The 18,231-nt window shown below is 49.4% G+C and carries 12 protein-coding genes and 2 pseudogenes; all 14 read right to left on the bottom strand.

Annotated features, from left to right (window positions below):
- Nucleotides 1-199 precede the first annotated feature (199 nt).
- Nucleotides 200-1,126, bottom strand: a complete 927-nt coding sequence (locus DS739_RS13600) for a LysR family transcriptional regulator (protein ID WP_006117387.1) — start codon at nt 1,124-1,126, stop codon at nt 200-202.
- 94 nt (nt 1,127-1,220) lie between these two features.
- Nucleotides 1,221-2,375 carry an acetylornithine deacetylase gene (gene argE / locus DS739_RS13595; RefSeq protein ID WP_006117386.1) on the bottom strand — a complete coding sequence of 385 codons (1,155 nt, stop codon included), beginning with the start codon at nt 2,373-2,375 and terminating at the stop codon, nt 1,221-1,223.
- A complete protein-coding gene (locus DS739_RS13590) occupies nt 2,372-3,988 on the bottom strand; it encodes a GMC family oxidoreductase (RefSeq protein WP_006117385.1) in 1,617 nt (538 codons plus the stop codon). Before DS739_RS13590 ends, argE begins: the two co-directional genes overlap by 4 nt.
- Nucleotides 3,988-5,382 (bottom strand): cytosine permease, encoded by a 1,395-nt coding sequence (locus tag DS739_RS13585; RefSeq protein WP_003630594.1) that lies wholly within the window; start codon nt 5,380-5,382, stop codon nt 3,988-3,990. The genes DS739_RS13590 and DS739_RS13585 overlap by 1 nt, the downstream gene beginning before the upstream one ends.
- A 122-nt stretch (nt 5,383-5,504) precedes the next feature.
- On the bottom strand, nt 5,505-5,912 hold the full coding sequence (locus DS739_RS13580; protein ID WP_003630593.1) for a RidA family protein: 408 nt from the start codon (nt 5,910-5,912) through the stop codon (nt 5,505-5,507).
- A 137-nt stretch (nt 5,913-6,049) separates the two neighbouring features.
- The gene (locus DS739_RS13575; RefSeq protein WP_006115465.1) at nt 6,050-7,531 is read right to left on the bottom strand and encodes an aldehyde dehydrogenase; all 1,482 of its coding nucleotides are present in this window, start codon (nt 7,529-7,531) and stop codon (nt 6,050-6,052) included.
- Nucleotides 7,531-8,790: an NAD(P)/FAD-dependent oxidoreductase gene (locus DS739_RS13570; protein ID WP_012813251.1), complete on the bottom strand. Its 1,260-nt coding sequence runs from the start codon at nt 8,788-8,790 to the stop codon at nt 7,531-7,533. Before DS739_RS13570 ends, DS739_RS13575 begins: the two co-directional genes overlap by 1 nt.
- Before the next feature lie 59 nt (nt 8,791-8,849).
- Nucleotides 8,850-9,620 (bottom strand): DUF1028 domain-containing protein, encoded by a 771-nt coding sequence (locus DS739_RS13565; protein ID WP_006115463.1) that lies wholly within the window; start codon nt 9,618-9,620, stop codon nt 8,850-8,852.
- Nucleotides 9,621-9,749: 129 nt separating this feature from the next.
- Nucleotides 9,750-10,546, bottom strand: a protein-coding gene (locus DS739_RS13560) for an IS5 family transposase (protein ID WP_197051022.1) whose coding sequence is annotated in 2 segments (ribosomal slippage) — nt 9,750-10,207 and nt 10,207-10,546 — 798 coding nt in all. Because the reading frame shifts where the segments join, the coding sequence is not laid out codon by codon here.
- Between the two features lie 37 nt (nt 10,547-10,583).
- Nucleotides 10,584-11,168, bottom strand: a pseudogene (locus DS739_RS13555) (molybdopterin-dependent oxidoreductase); the annotation flags it as partial.
- Between the two features lie 7 nt (nt 11,169-11,175).
- Complete coding sequence (gene nirB, locus DS739_RS13550; RefSeq protein ID WP_039891524.1) at nt 11,176-14,073, bottom strand: nitrite reductase large subunit NirB; 2,898 nt, start codon at nt 14,071-14,073, stop codon at nt 11,176-11,178.
- Between the two features lie 29 nt (nt 14,074-14,102).
- Nucleotides 14,103-15,760 (bottom strand): annotated as a pseudogene (locus DS739_RS13545) (alginate export family protein).
- A gap of 33 nt (nt 15,761-15,793) precedes the next feature.
- Nucleotides 15,794-17,014 carry a NarK/NasA family nitrate transporter gene (locus tag DS739_RS13540; protein ID WP_039891527.1) on the bottom strand — a complete coding sequence of 407 codons (1,221 nt, stop codon included), beginning with the start codon at nt 17,012-17,014 and terminating at the stop codon, nt 15,794-15,796.
- Nucleotides 17,015-17,497: 483 nt separating this feature from the next.
- On the bottom strand, nt 17,498-18,202 hold the full coding sequence (locus tag DS739_RS13535; RefSeq protein ID WP_006115457.1) for a VIT family protein: 705 nt from the start codon (nt 18,200-18,202) through the stop codon (nt 17,498-17,500).
- Between the last annotated feature and the right edge of the window lie 29 nt (nt 18,203-18,231).

The raw sequence follows: 18,231 nt of genomic DNA, 5'->3' as shown, positions 1-18,231 counted from the left end.
AAATACAAAATCCATATATTATTACCGTCCATATTTCTAAAATAGTAATTTATAAATATATTTTTGGTCAATATAAATTAAAATCATATAGCGTAATTTTTTCCTATTCTCCATTTCTGGAAAACTGAGGCATATCTTTAATTGGATAGCCCTCAATTTACGCTTCCTTCTGCACCAAAACTTATAGGAAGAAAATCTGCTAATTCAGAGTTCCCGGCAATGGCTTTCCAGAAAGATCTTGTTCACACATGTCCAAAAAAGCTGAAACACGAAAAGGAAATTTTTGATCTACAATTGTAAAAAGTCCATATAAAAGTGGTGCGCATTCATCTTCTAATGTTAGATAAGCTAAAGATTTGCCATCCAGTGCCTGCTGATTTCGTGGGCGCGCATTTCCTAACCCAAAGCCCACACCTCTTGCAGCCAAACTACGGATCACATCCATACTTGGATAATGACCTGCAATACATGGTGTGATTCCCGCTGAAGCAAACAACTGTAGAAAATATTCCTTCGAAAAAGGCAGATCAAGCAAAAGAAAAGGCTCATCTGCCAGATCTTGCAATCGTACACATTCTTTTGCAGCTAATGGATGGTCACTTGAAGTAAATACATATGGCGGCAGTGCAGAAAGCGGCTGAAAACCTATCATAGGGGGCAATGTCATATTATAGCCAATCATGACTGATATTTCACCATTTCGGAGTTTATCTATCAGTTCTTCATGATGTCCGGCAATGACGCGCAAGCGTGCTTCCGGGTAAGCAGCCGAAAAATTCTGAATAAGATCTGGCGCTAGTAGAGGAAATAGCGTTGTCATGCAACCCACCCTCACTTCCCCTTGCACACGCTTGAGCATACCGTTCAGAGAGGTTCCCAATTCCTGAGCGTGCAATAAAAGTGTGCGCGCTTCCTGTAAAACCAGACATCCCTCTGCAGTAAGAGACAGACCTTGTGCATGATGACGTATAAAAAGTGATACCCCAAACACGCTTTCAAGATGCGCGATAGCGGCAGAAATTGCAGGCTGAGAGATCGGAATTTGGCGAGAAGCCTGCACAATGGAACCCAGCTCTGCAGTGGCGACAAAATATTCAATCTGCCGCAAAGAAAACTTCACCTTCAACGTCTCCTTCTAGGTAGTACTTGAATAGCCACCTATTTTCTCATCATGCTGTTTAAACCTGCTAATGTAAAAATCTTTCCATGTCGGTTTTATTTTATAGAAGTTTCTCTACTATTTTTTCTACAAACTGAACGCCCGCAGATAATTCATCCAAACGAATAAACTCATCTGCCTTATGCGCACGATCAATAGATCCTGGTCCACAAACCACTACCGGTATATCAAGATATTCTTTGAATAACCCACCTTCCGTGCCAAATCCAATATATGAAGGCGCATTATCTCCTGTAATAGCCATTATCTCCTGCAAAAATGGCGTACCATCCCGTGTGTTTAATCCTGGATATGTATTAAGTGTTTCAATCTCTATACGTGCAGAGGGGTACGTTGTGCAGAGACGAGCTCCTTCCTGCTTTAGTCGTTCAATATAGAGCGCAGGATCTACTCCGGGCAATAAACGCATCTCGAAGTGCACTTCACACAAATCTGGCACAATATTCAGCGCAACACCGCCTTGGATGAGCCCAACCTGTAAGGTATTATATGGTACTTCAAAATTCTCATCTTGCGCGCCATTGTTTTGCAATTCATCTTGCAGGAACTTAATGGCCTGTACCATATCTGATGCAAGCAGAATGGCGTTAGAACCACGTGCGGGATTGGCCGAATGCGCAGCCAGACCGTGGCAGACAATGCGTGCGGCCAGTTTGCCTTTGTGGCCAGATACCACATGTAAATTGGTGGGTTCCCCAATAACACATCCACGCGCCTGAAATTTATGAACAGCTAGAGAGCGTAAAAGTGAGTGCACTCCTACACAACCTATCTCCTCATCATACGAAATAGCCAAATGCAACGGCGCTCGCAGGGTTGTTTTTTGGGCAGCATACCGCGCGGCCACCAACATACAAGCGAGAAAACCCTTCATGTCACTTGTTCCGCGTCCATATAGGTTTCCATCATATGCAGTCAGGGTAAAAGGGGCAGTTTTCCATGGCTGCCCTTCTACGGACACAACATCACTATGAGCTGAAAGCACAATGCCATCTGGAGTGTCCGGCCCAATACTGGCCAGCAGATTAAAACGACCAGCCTGCTCGCCTGGCACACGCAGGCAACGCGCCCCACATGCACGCAGAAATTCTTCAACCCAATCAATAAGGTTCTGATTTTCTGTGCGACAGATAGTGGGAAAAGCTACCAACTGTGAAAGAATGTCTTGCACAGATAGATCATACATTGAGGTCATACGGCATCCGCCAAAATCATATCGGATGCCTTATCTCCAATCATCATCGTTGGTGCGTTGGTATTGCCACTTACCAACGTTGGCATGATGGATGTATCCGCTACGCGTAGGCCTTTTAGTCCACGCACCTTCAAATCAGGCGTTACAACACTCGTATCATCTGCTCCCATGCGGCAGGTACCTGAGGGATGAAACACTGTGCTTGCCGATGCGCGCAAATACTCTATTAATTGATCATCTGTCTGAATATTGGCTGTGGGCGCCATTTCCTTGCCTCGTATCGCATCAAAAGGAGATGCACGAAGAATGGAACGCGCCAGTTTTACGCCTTCCAGCAGCACATGCGTATCTCTTTCATCAGAAAGGAAATTGAAATCAATGTCCAGGTTCCTGCTTCCATCACGTGCCAAGCGAATGCTCCCGCGGCTATAAGGTCGTAGCACACATGTATGGAGGGCAAATCCGTGGCCCCATTCAAACAACCGTCCACGATGGCTACGGTAACCCGGCACAAAATGAAACTGAATATCTGGCACATCCTTGGCGTAACGTGTGGATGCAAAACCTCCAGCTTCTACATAGTTTGTTGTCAGCCAGCCCTTACGTTTAAGCAGAAATTGCAAAGGTGATGGCACAACAGAGGAGAGTGAAGCTGTTGAAAAGCCAAGCGTTGAAGCTGAATCAGAGCGGATGGTAACCAACCCATCAACATGATCTTGCAGATTGCGCCCCACTTCTGGCAGATCAGCCACAACTGGCACGCCTGCAGCCAAAAGTTCGCGGGCGTTACCAATGCCTGATGACATAAGCAGATGTGGTGATCCGATAGCCCCTGCGGAAAGAATAGTTTCTCGCCGAGCGCGCAGAACATGAAACTGCCCATTCCGCTCTATGGTGACGCCCTGCACTTCCTTGCCATCAGTTACAAGGGAAACAACCTTGCAACCAGTAACAACATGCAAATTTGGGCGGGAACGCACAGGCGCAACAAAAGCACGATAAGCACTTAAGCGTTTTCCGCCCTTTTGCGTCACATCATAAATACCTATGCCATCAAGTTTTGCGCCATTAAAATCAGTATTCTCTTTCAGCCCTACCTCTTCGGCAGCTTTAATAAACAGGCGCGAAACACCCAATGGATCACGCGGCTGATCTACAACCAATTCACCACCCGTGCCATGAAAATGCGGGTCTTGGTGCAGATGATTATCTTCTTCCCGCATGAAGTATTTTAGTACTGCGTCATACCCCCAACCAGTGCAGCCCATGGCCTCCCAACCATCGTAATCCGAACGCGCACCACGAATGTAGATCATGCTGTTCATGGAGGAAGATCCACCTAACATGCGGCCCCGTGGCACATGGATGCGTCTATTATCCAAATATTTCTGCGGTGTGGAATAATACTGATAGGTATATTTACGGCTTTTATAAAGTGAGATTGTGCCGGCTGGAACATGAATACGCGGTGTATTGTCTGCTTGCCCTGCTTCCAGAAGCGCTACACGCAAATTGCTTCGCGCACTCAAACGATTGGCAAGCACACAGCCAGCAGCACCAGCGCCTACGATAATGAAATCAAATTCTGTCGGAAAATCGTTCTGGCCACTCATTATTCTGCACTTCCTGCAACAGGCTGCGTATGCCGCTCATGCCGCATCAGCCAGACGTAAAACACAGTCACAAAGATCAACCCTACAATCCACGAAATGTCTGCGCCACCAAGCATGGTAGCTATCGGACCGGTATAAAGACCGTTTGAAACAAACGGGATCTGGATAAGGATACCAAACACATAGGCACTCAACGCGGGCCAGCAGTAACGGCCATAAATGCCTCCATCAGCCCGAAAAAAAGAGGCAACATCATATTCGCCATGTCGGATCAGATAGAAATCAGCAAGGTTGATCGCAGTCCATGGTACCATGACGTAAAGCAGTAGAAGAATAAAGTTTGTGTATTCCTCCATAAAGTTTGCTTCTGTGCCGAGAGCGATAAGAAGAGAAAGGCCAGACAGAACAACAGCCGTACCTGCGCGCCCGACATGCGTGGCTTTCCATGAAGGAAAGATGGTCTGAATAACTGTAATGGCCGACAACGCACCACAATAAAGATTCATGGCGTTTGTAGAAGCAATACCCAATGACAGAACGGGAATAATAAAAAGTGCAAGTGGACCAACTTCTTTTGTAAGTGTAGCGACCACATCGCCCCCACCCGCAATGACACCCAGAAGTGCACCGAGAATCATGGGGAATAGCGAGCCCAGCACACATCCCCAATAGCTTGCCATAAATGCCTGACGGTTACCGGTGCCCGGAGGCAGGTAACGCGAATAGTCTGAAACATAAGGCGCGTAAGCAATTTGCCACAAAGCAGCAGTAGACAAACCGCCAAGAAAGCCAGAGAGGGTAAATGTGCCGTGGGCCAGCGTGGCAGATGAAACACCGTTAATGCACAGTATCCATACGAAACACAAAACCAATGCAATGCCGGATACAACCGTCATAAACCGCGTATAGGCATGGATTAGATCATGCCCATAAATAGTAGCAATCAAGCTGACGAGGCCGAGCAATATAACGCATGTTTTTTCAGGCAAAAATGTTGCAACAGTGTGCAGAGATTCTCCGCCCAAAACGAGATTGGAAGCAAAGAAGCCAACATACATTATCACCACCAGGCAGATAACAGCCATGGCCCCTACTGAACCAAACTGCCCGCGTGTTTGCACCATTTGCGGCACACCAAGTTGTGGCCCCTGTGCTGCGTGCAGCGCCATGAACAGACCACCAATCATGTTACCCAAGACAGCCGAAAGCATGGCGGGCCAGAAAGGCAGACCAAACACAGTTGTTGCAAGCGCGCCTGTGATAATGGTCAGCATCATGATGTTTGAGCCAAACCACACCGTAAACAAATCACGCGGACGACCATGCCGCTGATCAAGTGGGATTTGATAAATGGTATGAGCTTCTGGCCCTCGTGCCGTCGTGGTGTCAGTCATCGGACGGTTCCTTCCTCTGGCATTCAACAGCAATTACTGTTTGTATGCAGGATATCATATTGGAATCGTAACATTATCAAGACATAAAAAACCCCCGCCAAAGCGCAGCGGGGTGTTCGCAATCATTCACGCTCAGCGATAACATCTACCTCAATCAGCCATTCTGGGCGGGCAAGAGCCACAACAACCAACCCTGTAAATACAGGGAATACGCCCTTCAGGCGGCGCCCCAATACACGATAAGTGGCTTCACGGTAGCGAATATCTGTGAGGTATACTGTAACTTTGCAGATATCTGTTAGCTTTGCGCCTGCTTCAGATAGCAAAAGTTCAATATTATCTATTACCTTTTCGGCTTGAGCCACCGGGTCTCCAACCCCTACATTTTCACGTGTATCAAGATCCTGAGGCACCTGCCCGCGCAGATAGATTGTATTTTGCGTAATAACGGCCTGACAAAGATCGTTATCAAGTTCCTGCTCGGGATAAGTGTCCTTCGTATTGAAGGGACGAAGACGAGTATGAGCCATAATCTATGTGTCTCCTGTATGAACTGTTTCGATACGGCGACCCAGCACGTATCAAACGATCACATTGCGATTGTGGAATGTTTTGAGGTATCAGAAAAAGAAATTATTTCTGACCCTCTACTTCTGAATTCCTGATGTTAGTACTGAATCCAAACTGTTTTCAGCGCGGTGTATTTATCAAAGCTATGCAGTGATAAATCCCGCCCAAAACCTGATTGCTTAACACCACCAAAAGGTGTCATGGGAGAAAGAGCATCTACGGTATTCACAGAAACCGTGCCAACCTGCAGTCGTTCCGAAAGATCAAGCGCCCGTCCAATATCTCGTGTCCAGACAGAAGCAGCCAAACCGTAAGGCGTATCATGCGCTAGCTGAAGAGCATCTTCTTCATCGCGAAATGTTTGAATAGCCAGGACCGGCCCAAAAATTTCTTCACGTGCGATCAAAGTATTCCGAGGCACATCTGCAAAAACTGTTGGCTGAATAAAGGCGTCTGACGCACCAACCGTAATACGATTTCCCCCCGCAACAAGACGGCTACTTTCCCGACCAGAGTTTAAAAACTCTGCAACACGTGCTGCATGGCGATTATCCACCATAGCGCCCATTTTTGTATCTGGGTCTAGCGGATTTCCCGGGATAATTGCTTCAGCCCGCAGCCGCATACGCTCAATCATTTCATCTACAATAGACTCATGCACCAACAGGCGTGAGTTTGCAGAACAGACTTCCCCCTGATTGAAAAAAATTCCAAAGGCAGCTTGATCTGCCGCAACATCAAGATTTGCATCCGGGAAAATAATGTTGGGGCTTTTCCCGCCTGTTTCTAGCCACACCTGCTTCATGTTGCTCTCGCCTGCATAGCGCATGAACAACTTACCCACTGTGGTGGAGCCCGTAAAAACCAGACAATCTACATCATCATGCAAGCCTAGCGCCTGCCCTGCTTCTTCCCCCAGACCTGGCACCACATTCAGAACGCCATCGGGTAGACCGGCTTCGGCTGCAAGCTCCGCCAGACGCAAAGCAGAAAGTGGAGATTGTTCTGCTGGTTTAAGAACTACGGAATTACCCGTTACAAGGGCTGGAGCTAATTTCCAGATAGCAATGTCCAGCGGAAAATTCCAAGGCACCACAGCCCCAACTACCCCCAGAGGTATGCGCCGGATCATCGCAACATCACGCCCCCCCGTTGGAGCCACCTCATCGTATAGCTTGTCTATAGCCTCTGCATGCCATTGTAGGCATTGCGCCGCCCCAGGCACATCCACATTCGTGGTCTCGGAAATTGGCTTCCCCATATCCAGCGTATCAAGAAGCGCAAATTCATCAAGATGTTCACGTATCAGCACAGCAAGACGTAGGAGTGTTTCCTTACGAGCGCCAGGAGTAAGACGAGACCACCGCCCATCTTCAAACGCCCGACGGGCTGATTTTACAGCCCTATCAATATCCTCTGCGCCTCCTCGTGCTACCTGTGTCAGAATAGATGACGTTGCTGGATTTACATCTTCAAACCACTTTCCAGATCTGGCGGGTACAAATTTCCCATCAATCCAGCAATTATTACGAAATTTCAGAGCATCGGCGCGCTGTGTATAATAGGATAGGCTTTTCATTATCCCTCCTCGCGCGATGGCTTGTAGGCCATATAACCACGCTGTTTGGCAATGTGATCTGCTACATATTTTGCATCATGCCACACCCCCCATATGAAGGACGAGCCACGGCGTGTCTGCCACGGCAGACCAAGAAAATAGATCCCAGGTTCAGCAGAAACGCCACGCTGGTGGTGTGGACGCCCCTGCTCATCCAACGCTTCCACCTTTAACCAGCTATAATCTACTCCAAAACCAGTTGCCCATATAATGGTGTTAATACCAGCGTTTTGCAGATCCAGCTCCAAAACAGGATGCTTCATGCATTCTGGATCTGGCAGCATATCACGAGCTGTAGGTTCTTCTGGCAGATCAAGACCATTACGCGTAACGTATGTATCTGCCTCCCCTAGCAAGGAAAGGTAGTTTGCATCCCCTTTGGCAATATTTTCGGCCAGATCTGGGGCAAACGTTAACACGCCATCATGAAATGTCTCGGTACGCCCAAGAAGTGTCATGCCCTCAGATGCAAGACGCCGGAAATCAAGCGTATGCCCACCATTTGCGCCACTTACGGCAATTGTTGTGTGCTCTACCCCCGGCGTTGCTTCTGCATCCCATTTATTGAGAACACCTAGCCACCATACGAAATCACGCCCACGATAATGCCGAGGGGGACGATCATGCGGGCCGACAGACAAATAAACCTTCCGTCCACTCCGCATCAGCTCCTCAGCTATTTGTGCGCCAGAAGATCCTGCCCCTACAACCAAAACAGCACCTTCAGGCAGTTGTTCTGGATTGCGGTAAGATGCTGAATGAATTTGGGCAATACCGGAAGCTTCTGGAACTATAGGAGGAATAACAGGTATTTGGAAAGGCCCTGTAGCAGCAACAACAGCCTTGGCTTCAATAACACCTTCCGATGTTTGCACAGTAAAGCCAAGACGCCCAGCGTTACGCCGCACTTCTTTTACCTCTACCCCACAACGAATGGGAGCATCGATTTTTTGGGCATATGCAGCAAGATAATCAGCAACACGCTCTTTAGGAACAAAATCATCCGGGCCATCATGCTGAAATTCCAAATGCGGAAAGCGATCATGCCATGCTGGACCATTGGCCACGAGAGAGTCCCACCGGCAACTGCGCCACCGTTCTGCCACGCGGTTACGTTCAAGCACTACATGTTCAATGCCATAGCCGCGCAAATGTTCGCTCATGGCAATGCCAGCCTGACCAGCCCCAACTACAAGAACTTCTGTTTTCTCGATGGTCATATTGGTGTCTTCTTCCAAAAAAAATAGATAATTTTTAAAGAAATCAAGAATCTTATTTTTTACTCATCACCAGGAACGCCATAAGATGGCGCAACTTCTGGGTTAAGGCAGCGTGTGACATAGTCATGCATTTGGGGCTGCCAAATAGTCCACAATTCTTCCAGCTTTGTTATCGGAGCTTCGTCCCAGTCCACACGCAGATCGGCTAAGGGCCAAGCTTCTTGGGCCACCACCTGCAACCCGGCAGAACGAACGGGGCCAGCCTCTCCTCCTGCGGCAAGTCCGGCCTTCATGGCCACAATAACGCGGGCTCCCAGTTCTTTGCTTTTTTCCGATTGTTCAAAGCTGCGAACAATGGCTTCCACTACGCATTTGGAGGCGAGAAGATTTCCGGTAGATGCAATGTTCACACCACACAGATCAGTGCTCAGCCCCAGCGCTTTGCTTCCGGTATACACCGCTGTGCGACCTTCACGGTCAATTAAGCTCATTTGTCGGTAATGAGGAAAAGTGCAGTTGCGTACAATGATATCGCGCGCTTCTGTAGCCGACGCTCCTGCCTCTAGTAGATCCAGTGCCCATGGCCCAAGGCGAGGATCCGTTACATTTTGCGTTGTAACAGCTCCCACTCCTGCTCGTGCAAACCCACAACGCGCAGCAACAGAAGGAGAGGATGAAGATACAGCCACCGCGAATTGTCCACTTTGTGGGCAGCGCGCCACGATTGAAAAGGTCATGGAAGAACCCCTTTCTGAAGAGACATAATCTAACCAGACAGCAGGCGTCAGGTATGACCTTACGGTGCCACCATCATTCCCAAACCGAAACATTGACTTTTGGAGGTTGTGCTTTTGTTTTTCTGATCCAAAAAATATCTAACGTCGGGAATGCCGTGGGGTTCTTTATTTATAAGAAGTTTATAAAGAGGTAAGGTGATATCAGTTCCGCTCTAGGGCCTGTTAGAGCTTGATCCAGTCTGCTGCGGCAGCGATGTGGATGACCGCGAGGAACGACGTTGCTGTTTTTTCATATCTGGTTGCGACAGCGCGCCACTCCTTGAGGCGAGCCCAGAGGTTCTCAACGAGATGCCGACACCGATAGGCCCATTTGGGGCAGGCGACCGGGCCATCGCGTCGTTTCGCAGGAATGGCTGGCCGTGCTCCCATGTCCCATATCCGTTCACGCATGGCGTTCGACGCGTAGCCCTTGTCCGCTACTACCCACAGGGGAGTGGCGGGAAGGCTGTCGAGCATGGCTGGTGCCAGAGGCAGTTCATGAGCCTGTCCAGGGGCCAGCGCAAAACCGAAGGCTTTTCCATGTCCATCAGCGATCACGCAGACTTTTGTGCCATAGCCACCGCGAGAGCGGCCAAGTGCTTCACGATGGTCTCGCTCTTCGAAAGAGGCCCCTTTTTTTGGGCTCCCGCCGCTTTGTGGTGAGCCCTGATGTTTGTGCCATCCAGAAAAGTCATTCCGAATGCCACTCCCTGTTGTTCCTGAACCAGTGCGAGCAGCCGCTCCCATACGCCGAGCTTCGCCCAGCGGATGAAAAGCTGCGCAGCCCGCCACCACGGACCCAGTTCAGCGGGGATACTCCGCCATTTCGCGCCATTCTCATGACGCCAGAAAATCGCTGCTATCGTCCGCCGCAGATCATGTGGCGGCGTCTTGCCCCTCGGGCGAACCTCCTCAATCAGAGGTTCCCAGATCGCCCATGTCTCGTCCGTAAAGGTGCCTGTTCTGTCTCCTTCTTCCATCCCTACAATATGGGAAGAAATTCAAGATCTAACAGGCCCTAGCCCCGGCCCGCTTGCGATCCATCAAACGCAAAAACAGGATAGGATGGCAATCGGCCATATTGGCACCGATAACAAAAAACAGATCTGTGCAATCGAAATCTTCATAACTGCCAGGGGGGGCATCCGCCCCAAGGGAAAGTTTGTATCCTGTTCCGGCTGCGGCCATGCAGAGGCGGGAATTAGATTCAATATGCTGGCTACGAACAAATCCCTTGGCCAGTTTGTTAATAAGATACTGTGCCTCTAGCGACATCTGCCCGGACACGTAAAAAGCAATTGCATCAGGCCCGTGTGTATTCAGGATTGTCCGCAATCTTGCCGCAGTGTCCTTAATAGCCTGTTGCATTGCTACAGGAACTGCTTTTTCTCCACGTTGAGGGCGGATCAGCGCCTGATGCAGGCGCTGATCGGAAAGAAGAGGTTTGTCACAGGAACTTCCTTTGGTGCAAAGACGGCCGCCATTTGCAGGATGTGCTGTATCTCCCCGCACCTTTGCAATACGGTCATTCTCCACTTCCAGTATAATCCCGCATCCTACCCCACAATAAGGGCAAACCGTACGGACTTCTTCCCGCGCCATAATTAGGTCAGGCCAAGAGAGTTTCCGGCGTATATTCGTTTATTTTTGCCCGGATCATCACTTTCCCATTTTCCAAACGGGCATCCCATGTCCGTAAACGGATAGCCGGGTCTTCCAGGCACTGCCCATCCTCCAAACGGAAGTGCTGCTTATAAAGGGGAGATGCCACAACCAGTTGCCCTTTCAGATCCCCCATAATGCCGCGGCCAATAACATTGGCGTTCGAAAATGGATCATGGTTGTCAATTGCATACACCTGCGCAGGTGTAACTTCTGTTTCTGGCAAGTAAAACAGAGCTATCTGATTTCCATCATACCATGCCACAACACCAGATTTTACGACCAGATCATGACTTTGGCACAATTCTGTCCATTCCGTTGGGCCTGCTGATGATGTGGTTTCTGGCAAATTGTCTGCCGGACGAACCTGATCACGCTCGGCAACGGTACGAATATTCGGATCCGGCCGCCGATCATTAACGAAGGTACGGAACCTCTTGAGTTTTTCGCGATCTGTCAGCGCATCGCGCCATTCACAGTGGTAGTTATCAACTACCATCTGCATCTGTTTCTCTAGTTCCGTACAAATACCCAAACTGTCAGCGATAATAACTTCACGAAGATAATCCAGCCCGCCTTCCAGGTTTTCCCGCCATACAGAGGTACGCTGGAGCTTATCTGCCGTACGGATATAAAACATCAGGAAACGATCAATATATTTCACAAGTGTTTCAGAATCCAGATCTGTTGCGAAAAGTTCCGCATGGCGGGGGCGCATACCGCCATTACCGCAAACATAAAGGTTCCAGCCATTTTCTGTGGCAATAACACCGACATCCTTGCTTTGAGCTTCAGCACATTCACGGGTGCATCCAGAAACGGCAAATTTCAGTTTATGCGGCGCACGCAAGCCTTTGTAGCGATTTTCCAGGTCCAGCGCCTTACCCACGCTATCCTGCACACCATAACGGCACCACGTGCTGCCCACGCAGGACTTCACCGTTCGGGTGGATTTGCCATAGGCTTGCCCGGTCTCAAACCCGGCATCCATCAATTCGCTCCAGATATCGGGGAGTTTGTCCAGTTGCGCACCAAACAGATCTATACGCTGGCCACCGGTAATCTTGGTATAAAGGCCGTATTTTTTGGCCACCTGCCCCAGAACAATCAGCTTTTCCGGTGTTATTTCTCCACCTGCAATACGGGGTACCACCGAATATGTTCCGTTTTTTTGCATATTGGCCATGAATGTATCATTCGTGTCCTGCAGCGGAATATAGAGAGGGTCTGTAATAGGTTTATTCCAGGCCGAAGCAAGGATTGAACCAACCGCAGGTTTGCAGATATCGCAACCCAAACCGCCATTGCCATATTGCGCCATAAGATCCTCAAACGTCTGAATCCCATGCACACGGACAAGCGCGTAAAGATCTTGGCGTGTATAGGAAAAATGTTCGCATAGGCTATGATCAACGGTAATGCCGCGTGCTTCCAGCTCCGTTTCAAATACATTTTTAAGCAAAGCTGAACATCCGCCGCAGCCCGTACTGGCTTTGGTGGATTGTTTCAGCCCTGCCAAGTCCGTACAGCCGTTCTCAATGGATGCGCAGATCGCTCCTTTCGTCACATTATGGCACGAACAGATCATGGCTGTATCAGGCAGCGCATCTGCTCCTAGCAGATCAGCTCCTTCCCCCCGCGGCAGGATGAGTGCCGCTGGATCTGCCGGGGGTTTAATATCATTCTGTACACATTGGAGAATGGTATCATAATAGGCATTGTCTCCCACAAGCACGGCACCAAGCACATGATGCCCATCTTCAGACAACACAAGGCGGCGATAGGAACCGTCTATTTCTCCAATAAATCTGTAACTGCGGCACCCCGGTGTACGACCGTGTGCATCTCCAAGAGAGCCAACATCAACCCCCAGAAGCTTGAGCTTTGTGGACATATCCGCTCCGGCAAAGGCCACCTGCTCCCCTGCCAGTATGGATGCCACCGTACGGGCCATTGTATAACCTGGGGCAACCAGCCCAAAAACCTGCCCATTCCAGCAGGCACATTCCCCAATAGCAAAAATGGCTGCGTCAGAAGTACGGCATGTATCATCAATTACAACCCCGCCACGTGACCCGATAGCCAGCCCACATTCACGTGCCAAACGGTCCTGAGGACGAATGCCGGCAGAAAAAACGACCAGATCCGTTTCCAGAAACGTTCCATCGGCAAAAACAAGCCTATGCCTGTAGTTTTCTCCTGCAACAATTTCCTGCGTGGCATGTGCGGTGAGGACATTGATCCCAAGGGCTTCAATCCGCTGTTTCAATGCCTGTCCGCCATCTTCATCAAGTTGCACCGGCATAAGGCGTGGTGCAAACTCCACCACAGCGGTGGACAAACCTAGCCCAGCCAATGCATTTGCGGCTTCCAGCCCAAGCAGGCCGCCGCCAATAACCACACCATGTGTAGCGCCATTGGCTGCTGCCCGGATCATGTCAAGATCATCAAGTGTCCGATAAACCAGCCCGGCTGTACCGGTGTTACCGGGTATGGGCGGCACAAATGGCGTAGAGCCGGTGGCAAGAATAAGCGTGCCATAAGGTAGAACGCCCTCGATGCTTTCAACCGTTTTGGCATCACGATCAATATGTTCCACCCTCACACCACGATGGAGTGTCAGGCCATGATGTGTATGAAAGTCGTCTTTATGCAGGCGCAATGCCAATGCATCTTGCCCACTCATATAATCAGTGAGATGCACACGATCATAGGCATCGTGAAGTTCATCACCAAAAATATGGATAGCGTGTGTTTTATGCAAACCATGCGTAACAAGCTGTTCAGCACAGTAATGCCCCACCATGCCGTTACCGATAATGACAATGTTTTCTGTAGTGATCATGACCGTCTCTCCTATTGTAAGGCTTGGCATCAGAATTTGAATTCCATGGTTTGCATATAAAAAGCGCCATCTTTTGCCCCGGCTTGTCTCATGCCATTCGAGGCCACAAATCCGGCGATATCATGTGTCCAGGTCCAATGTGGCGCAAAGTTCCATGCAATCTGTGTTTGTGGTGTGGCCCCAATAAACCCACCAGAAAGATTGTTGCGCCATGAGTATATTTTGCCAGTTCCATAAACAGCATCCTGCGTACTTTCCCGCCAGAAGACCGGCACATGCAATTTGAGAAGCAGATGAGGAACAGGCGTGGCCGTAATGACCGGCCCGACACCAATCAGGTTCTGAGATGTCAGGGCAAGCGTGACATCATTATAATAAGGGAAAGGAAAATATGGGGTCGCAAATGTTCCAACAGCACCATCCTTGCTATGATAGGACCCGCCAGAAAACATGTCTGCCTGCAATGAAAAAGACGGTGCAGATTTCAGATTTTTTGCTGTCCAACCAAATACACCATTAACCGCACAGGCACGAACTGCACGTGTTGCCCCCTGAGACTGGCTGCCGGGCGAAACTCTCCCCCCTGAAACACCCCTGTCAGGCTCACATTAAATGGCCCAACATTGCCCCAGATACGTGAACCAACATTATCGCGCCGGGTTGAACCACTTTGTGTGCCCGTTGTTGTGGAAATAGCCGCAGGTGTACCGTTAAATAGATACCCTATGAAAAAAACATCTGCAAAAATCTGGCTTTTTTGCCCCATAACGGTAAAGTTGGGCAGTGCTGTGGATGTATAAATGCCATACATGCGGGCATTATAATTTGTACCATTCGCAAAAACGTTACGAGGCAACTTGTTTGTTTGCATGAAATCAAACAGATCCATGCGGAATGATTTCCAAACCGCATATCCACGAAATCCATCCCATGTTTGCTGGGCATTCGTCAGATCTCGTGACGACTGCATGGACAAAGGAGCATCAAGAAAAACTTGCCTGCCCCCTATTGCTCCCATTTTTGCGCCCAGCAGGTTGCCTTTAACTTCCAAAATGCCTTGTTGAAGATCCAACCGTTCGCGCTGAACACCAGTTTGATAGCCGTAATAATTGGAACCACCAGCCACGCCCCAAAGAAATTCGGCATATGCACGAATATGTTCACCAATATGCAGATCTGCACCATACTGGTTACGGAGTAGAACACGGTTTGCATTGGTTTTGCCGGCAGTGCCCATCATGGGCTGGTTTTCAAAAATATAGCGTAAGCGTTCTTCTCCGTTGATCGATAGCCAGATATCACCATTATCTGTCAGCGGAATGTATTTCAGACGGTTAAACCAGTCTGCACGCCTTTTTGCTGGGGACATGGTTGCCAAGTCACTCCAGTCTTCCGCCCAACGGGGCTGCCCAGGCCCCCCTATGATGCCAAAACCGGAGGCTACACCTTTACCTGTATTAAATACTCCCCAATCTGGACTATGTGGTGTTGAATTGGAATAAGGCGCTTTCTGTTTGAGCGCAGGCATGATGGTGCTTTTGGCAAGAACCTGCGCATTCGTTGTCTGCTTGTTTGCAGGCTGAGCATTATCTGCCCAAGCTGTCTGGTGCAGGCACAATCCTGCCAGCATAGCCACCGATGCGGTAGAAAAAGAGGCCGAATGGGACGAAAAGAAAATACGGGTCACAGCAGTATTCCGGCTCTGGTAGGAAGGGAAGGATTACAGGGCACCAGGAGCATTTGCTCCCGTCGGAATTCCGTTGCTTTTGGCCATCCAGCGCCGACGGCAAAAACTGACACATGCAAGTGCAGCCAGCGCAATAACAGCAAAGCACAAAAACCCTGGGCCATAAGAGCCCGTCATCTGCCGGGCTGCGCCAAGGGATGACGCAAGATAGAACCCACCAACACCACCGCTCATACCCACCAGACCGGTAAGAATGCCTACACGCGTTGGAAAACGCGTAGGCACAAGCTGGAACACGGCGCCGTTTCCCAAACCCAGCACAAGCATGCCAAGAAAAAAGGCCGGAAAAGCAAGCCAGATTGTAGGAAGCCCGACCCCGATCACGGCAAAAATGCCCGCAGCAAGCGTATATAAAATGCTCAGCGCGCGTTCACCGCCAATACGGTCTGCCATGGCCCCTCCCAAGGGGCGCACGAATGAACCAACAAACACAACCAAAGCTGTGCAAGTACCCGCAATAGCGGGAGACAGACCATATTGATCGTTAAAATAAATTGTCAGAAATGAAGCCAGCCCGACAAAGCCACCGAACGTAACACCGTAGAAGAACATAAGCGCCCAACAATCGGCATTGCGCAAAACAGGCAGCCACGTTGTCAATCCGCCACCAACCCGACGTTCTGGTGGTTCACTGGCTAAAAAGCAAAAGACAATCAACACAGCCATCAATGGCAGAGTTGCCAACCCCAGAACATTAACCCAGCCGTAAAGTGCAGCCAGGCCGGGAGCAAACAAGGAAGCAAGCGCAGTGCCAGAATTACCAGCTCCGGCAATCCCTAGCGCAGTTCCCTGATATTGTGGTGGATACCAGGCAGAAGCAAGGGGAAGAGCAACAGCAAATGATGCACCTGCCACGCCTAGCACCAGCGCTACACCAAACAGCGCTGCGTAGCTGTGTGGAGCTACAAGCCATGTAACAAACAGCCCCGCGATAACAAATATCTGTGCACCAATTGCCACACGGCGCGGCCCAAAATGATCAACCAGCGCACCAGCAACCACACGTAATAAGGCACCAGCCAAAACAGGCGTGGCCACCAGCAGTCCTTTTTGGCCAGCATTCAGATGCAGATCATGTGCGATCGAAATACCCAGCGGTCCCAGAAGAACCCACACTATGAAGGAGACATCGAAGTAAAGAAAGGCCGCAAGCAAAGTGCGCGGATTACCTGCTTTAAGAAATCCTTTGTCCACGTCATCGCATCCAGTCTCCGTCATTAACATGAACGGAAACGCCTTTTTCAGGCACGGAGACCGTCGTTGGCCGTCCGGGTATCGTCGTGACCGATGCCGTCATTTCCCTATCATTCACCGCCATTGGCAAACGAAGTAATGAGAAATGTGCTTCCTTTCATTCGCACATACAACGATACGATGTCAAAACATTTTAACAGCATGCTCCATCTCTTTATGAAGCCTGCTTTTGAAGCAACGTGGCATAATCACTTCTTGATGCGGCTGAAGAGATCGAAGGTGAGACTTTCGAACTCCTGCCATCTCTTAGGCGGCAGGAATGGACGGGAAAGAACGTCAGTCATACCGATGACTTTAGACGTTCGCGGTTCAATCGCGCTCACTATCATCTAAAATAAAATCCAAGGAACTGAGATATTTATGTCCACTTTACAAGATATATTTATCATCATGTCATCTCTGAACGGGCAAATGATAATTTATTTACGAACCACCAAATATTTTCCCAACAAAAGTTGTTCCCACCATAGCGACAATACCCCAAAATATGACACGCAAGGTAGGCCGCAAAGGTGCAGCACCACCTGCACGGGCTCCCACAACTCCAAGTAACGCCAAGCTTATGAGTGAGACTGCAGACACAGCCCATGATACAATAGATGAAGATGAGAGTAATGCAGCCAACACCGGGAGTATTGCACCAGACGAAAATGCCCCAGCCGATGCACAGGCCGCTTGTATTGGTCGTGCAGATGTTGCATCGGAAATACCCAATTCATCACGGGCATGTGCCCCCAATGCGTCATGTTGCATGAGCTGCTGTGCAACCGTGCAGGCCAGAGCATCATCCAGCCCACGCTGGCGATATATATCAGCCAGTTCGCCAACTTCGGTATCCCAACTGCTACCGAGCTCCTGCTTTTCACGAGCAAGATCAGCTTTTTCTGAATCTGCCTGCGAACTGACAGAAACATACTCTCCTGCAGCCATAGACATGGCTCCGGCCACCAGGCTTGATATTCCAGCCAGCAAAATATTTTCCCGACTAGCATGTGCGCTGGCAACACCCATAATAAGGCTGGATGTTGACAGAATACCATCATTCGCGCCCAACACAGCAGCCCGAAGCCATCCCAAACGGGATGTTGCATGAGTTTCTTTCTGGCTGTTCAAGATATTATTTTCCATATTTCATCAAGAACACAATACACCACCAA

The sequence above is a fragment of the Acetobacter sp. JWB genome, from assembly GCF_003323795.1.
GTDB lineage: Bacteria > Pseudomonadota > Alphaproteobacteria > Acetobacterales > Acetobacteraceae > Acetobacter > Acetobacter oryzifermentans.
The sequence above is the reverse complement of the archived record's forward strand: the minus strand, read 5'-3'. Positions and strand labels throughout refer to the sequence as shown.

What these genes read in the sequence shown, in the direction of transcription:
- argE (WP_006117386.1), bottom strand. Translation starts at nt 2,375, where the DNA reads ATGACCTCAATGTATGATCTATCTGTGCAAGACATTCTTTCACAGTTG.
- DS739_RS13590 (WP_006117385.1), bottom strand. Translation starts at nt 3,988, where the DNA reads ATGAGTGGCCAGAACGATTTTCCGACAGAATTTGATTTCATTATCGTA.
- DS739_RS13585 (WP_003630594.1), bottom strand. Translation starts at nt 5,382, where the DNA reads ATGACTGACACCACGACGGCACGAGGGCCAGAAGCTCATACCATTTAT.
- DS739_RS13580 (WP_003630593.1), bottom strand. Translation starts at nt 5,912, where the DNA reads ATGGCTCATACTCGTCTTCGTCCCTTCAATACGAAGGACACTTATCCC.
- DS739_RS13575 (WP_006115465.1), bottom strand. Translation starts at nt 7,531, where the DNA reads ATGAAAAGCCTATCCTATTATACACAGCGCGCCGATGCTCTGAAATTT.
- DS739_RS13570 (WP_012813251.1), bottom strand. Translation starts at nt 8,790, where the DNA reads ATGACCATCGAGAAAACAGAAGTTCTTGTAGTTGGGGCTGGTCAGGCT.
- DS739_RS13565 (WP_006115463.1), bottom strand. Translation starts at nt 9,620, where the DNA reads ATGTTTCGGTTTGGGAATGATGGTGGCACCGTAAGGTCATACCTGACG.
- nirB (WP_039891524.1), bottom strand. Translation starts at nt 14,073, where the DNA reads ATGATCACTACAGAAAACATTGTCATTATCGGTAACGGCATGGTGGGG.
- DS739_RS13535 (WP_006115457.1), bottom strand. Translation starts at nt 18,202, where the DNA reads ATGGAAAATAATATCTTGAACAGCCAGAAAGAAACTCATGCAACATCC.